Here is a 4,166-nt window from a genome sequence, read left to right on the forward strand (position 1 = left end):
GCCCCGACCCCCGATCGATCCCCCAGGCGCGCATTGACGCTCAAGGTCTGCAGGTTGGGCGCCTCCTCCATATCGAACCACTGCTGTCTGGCCGTCAGGCGTACTTGGTTGTGCGTGGCGGCACCGGCCATCGAGGGGTGCAGCAGGTATAGGTTGTCCGCAAAGTAATCCGAATAAACCGGTATGCCATCCTGGGAAAATCCGTAAAGCGATGATATCATAAGTAGGATAAGGGAAATAGGTCTGATGTTCATGTTTCTATATTATCGTTTTAACGTAAAATGTCCTTTGAATTCCTTGGACTGCCCGTCCTCGGTGTACTCTACCCTAAACCAGTAGTCGCTCGAGGGAAGTGGGCTGCCGTTGTAGGTCCCGTTCCATCCCGGACCCAGAGGGCTCAACTGCTTGAGCAGCTTCCCGAGGCGGTCAAAGATATAGATCTTGGCCTGCGGGTCAAAGTTCCCGATCCCGATGATGTTCCACGTGTCGTGGTAACCATCCTCGTTGGGGGTAAAGAAGGGCGGGTAATCGATCACGCTCACCTCCAGGGTCACGCTGCCACAGCCATAGATATCACTGATGGTGATGGTATGGGTCCCGGGATCCACGTTCTCAAAGATAGGACTGTCCTGGAACGGACCATCGTCCAGCTGATAGTGGTAGGTGCCATCGCCCGTGGCGGTAACCTCAATGGTATGGTTCCCCGAAAAGGCGCCGCTCACCACTTGTGCATCATACAGGGTCGGTGGCGATGATACGGTGACCGTCGTGCTGACGCTGTTCGAGCAGCCCGAGGCGAGCTCGGTATAGGTCACGGTATATTCCCCGCCCTGCAGCGCGATAATCGATGGGCCGGTGGCTCCCGGGATGATCACCCCGTCCAGCTCCCACACAAATGTATAGAGCGTTGGGTCCAGGCCGGTATCGATCACCGGGGGCGACATACCGCCCGTTTCCGATGCGATCGGGTTGCCGTTTTCATCCACGCACAGACGGTACTCCCCATCAAGAACGATCTCGGGCAACTGCTCCACCTTAAGGATCAGGGGCACCACCGCATAGCACTTGGGCTCATATTGGTTGTCGCTGTTGGTGACCCGTACATAGATCTGTTGTGGGTTTATAACATTTATGTATGGAAAGCTTATCGCATTGGTGCCCGCTTCTGCCTGTTCCAGGGTCTCGTGGAAGGTGATCACGTATACATCCGGATCTTGGCCGGCAAGGATTCCCGCGCGCAGCTCGGAGACCTGTTGGTCCGTTACATCGTCCAAATCGAACTCGGCATAGCCATCGATGGGCGGAAGGTTGTCGCAGATAACGAACGGCTCCGTGGGGGCCACCGCTATGGCACCCCGCTGTACGATCAGCTCAAAACTTTGGCCGCCTCCAATATAACAGCCGGTATCGGTGTTCAATATGCCCACGTAAATGGTCTGTGGGTTGATCGCATTGTTGTTGGCATCCTTGTTCTGGTGCGCCGTGGTGTTCACGATTGCCCCTGTCTGATTTTCAGCATCGTCCTGGTCCAGGTAAAAGCTGACCTCAAAGGGTGGGTCGCTCTGTTGCCCCAGGATCTCGGACACCTTGGTCTCCAGGTCGAAGATACCTATCCCACTGTCGTCCGCGGCGCAGATAATATAATCCGAGACATCGGCACTGGCATCGGGCAATGGGTTTACGATCAGTTCCAGCTCCACGATCTCAAAACATTTGGAGTCCGGATTGGTGGCGCGTACATAGATGGTCTGCGGGTTGCCCGTGTTCTGGTATGCGGTAAGCTCCGGCGCCACTATTTCATCCGTTTCGTTGACGGCGGCGTCATAGCTTTCATAATAGCCCAGGGTCCAGTCCATATTTCCATTGCGGATCTGGGCCTCCCGAAGGGTAAGGTCAAAGAGCTCTGTCTCGTCATAGGGCCCCGGAGGGACAATGACGTTGACATCGCAGAGTTCGATCGGGTCCGGGGTAATCGGCTCCGGGTTGCTCACTACCTTTATGGTAAGGGTGGTGTATGCGATACACTCGCTGTCGCTGTCCTCCACACGTACATAGATTATTTGTGGGTTGCCGGTGTTTTCGTAGGCCGTATCGGGATCGATCGGGTTCTCGTTGTTCCGTGCATCTTCTTCAGTTACAAAATACAATACGCCCCGGGTAAGGATCCCATCGGTTATCTCGGCGCTTTTTTGCGTAAGGTCAAAGGCGGTAACGCCATCAAAGGGCTCGCCCAGGTCGTCACACGCTACAAGGGGCTCCGGGTCGATTATCAACAGGCCGTCGCTCACCACAAGGTCAAAGCTTCCCACCTTAAAGCAGTCGGTGTCATTGTTGGCAAGGCGCACCCAGATGGTCTGCGGGTTGGCAACATTGGTATAGGCCTCCGGCTGGGCGATCGCATTGTCCCCGGCGATGGCATCTGCCTCGCTCAGGTGGTAGGTAAGGGAATAGTCCTCAAGGGGCTGGCTGCCATAGATCAGGTCTTCCTGCTCCGTAAGGTCAAATTGATAGAACCCATCATTATCATCATCACAGGCTGTCAGGTCCGGTAGGTCCTGGGGCACCTCTGGGGTCAGGATCACCTCGAGCTCCAGCTCCACTATCGTATAACAACCGGTGCCGGCGGGCGGGCCCACATAGGCCGCGCGCACAAAAATGGGCTGGTTGAACAGAACGATGTTCTCATAGGGGCTCGCCAGGGGGTAGTTGCCCGTGGCGGCATCCTGCCGTGTCTCGTGATAGGTAATGAGTAAGCTTGGATCGCCTCCCTGGATCTCGAGGGTCTTGCTCTCCAGATCAAAATAGGTGATCCCGTTGTTGTCCACGTCACAGGCGTATAGGGTCGTGGGCTGCACGGGCTCCGGGTTCGGGTTTACGATCAAAAAGAAGCTGGTGCTGTCGCTACAGGTGTTCTGGCCCATTATGGAAACGAAGATCTCCTGTTGTGGGGTCTCGATGTTTTGATATTCGCTTGGATCGGCAATACGCACGCCATTGTCCAGGTCCTCCTGGCTGGCGTAGTAGTAAACGCTCAGGGTGGGATCGCCAGCTATAATGGGCAGGGTGTTCTGCGTAAGGTCAAAGGTCGAGATCCCATCGTTGTTGGTACTGCCGTTTTCTTCATCATCACAGGCTATCAGGTCTTCGGCCTGCCCGTGAACGGGGAAACCGCCCACCTCCAGTTCGAAGGGGGTTATCCTAAAGCAGCCGGTAAGCAGGCTCTCCAGTCGTACATAGACCGTCTGGCCCGTACTTGGAAAGGCGTCAGCGGGATCGATCGCATTGGTCGGTCCCTCGGCCTCCGCCAAGGTGCGGTAATAGGTTACCGGGGCAAAGTCCGCTGGGTCCTGGGTACCAAGTACCGAGGCATCCTGCACGCTAAGGTCAAAGATCCCCTCGCCGTTCCCGTCCAGGTCGCAGACCAGGTAGGGATCCAAAAAGTTGGCGTCCGGGGCATCGGGCAATGGAACCACGATAAGCTCCAGCTCCACCACTACATAGCATCCCGTTATATCCTTTTCCACGCGTACCCAAACGGAGTCGTTGAAAGGCACCGCATTGGTATATAAGAATGGCGCCGGTATCTCCCCGGGGCCGCCTGCTTCCGCTGCGGCTTCCGTAGGGTAATATCTTACTGCAACATCGGGCTCTCCGTTTGTGATCTGCACCGTTCTTAAGGACAGGTCAAACTCAGCAAAGCCGTTCCCCTGGTCACAGAGCTCCAGTGCGTCCGGTTGCGCTGGGGTGGGCAATGGGTCTACCACCAGGGTCAGGGTCACCAGGGCCTTACACCCAAAGCCATTGGTCACCCGTGCCACGATGGTCTGGGCATTGGTGGTGTTCTGGTACTGTGTGGCATCGGGGATCGGGGTGTCTGCGGCCTCGTCCGCAGGGGTCTCGAACCAGGTCACCAGCAGTCCCGGGGCGCCCCCGCCCACCTCCGCATCGCGCGTGGTAAGATCAAAGGTGCTTATCTGGTCATCGACCGTACTGCCGTTCAGGGTATCGTCGCACAGGTGATAGTCCGCGGGCTCTACCACCAAGGGAATGGGGTCCACGATCAGCTCCAGCTCCACAATATCATAACAGCCCTGGGCGCCGTTGTTCGGGCTGGTGTTGGTATCGGTACCAACCCCGAGCACATAAAGGGTCTGGGTGTTCTGGAC

2 protein-coding genes are annotated in these 4,166 nt (G+C 56.6%); both read right to left on the bottom strand.

All coding sequences use genetic code 11. The features are described 5' to 3' along the window. Positions 1-254 (bottom strand): type IX secretion system membrane protein PorP/SprF (locus G440_RS21025; protein ID WP_157418027.1); only part of this gene is annotated, 254 nt, incomplete at its 3' end. A gap of 9 nt (positions 255-263) precedes the next feature. Then, complete coding sequence (locus G440_RS0115575) at positions 264-4,142, bottom strand: T9SS type B sorting domain-containing protein (RefSeq protein ID WP_034259734.1); 3,879 nt, start codon at positions 4,140-4,142, stop codon at positions 264-266. Positions 4,143-4,166: the final 24 nt, after the last annotated feature.

The sequence above is a fragment of the Aequorivita capsosiphonis DSM 23843 genome, from assembly GCF_000429125.1.
GTDB lineage: Bacteria > Bacteroidota > Bacteroidia > Flavobacteriales > Flavobacteriaceae > Aequorivita > Aequorivita capsosiphonis.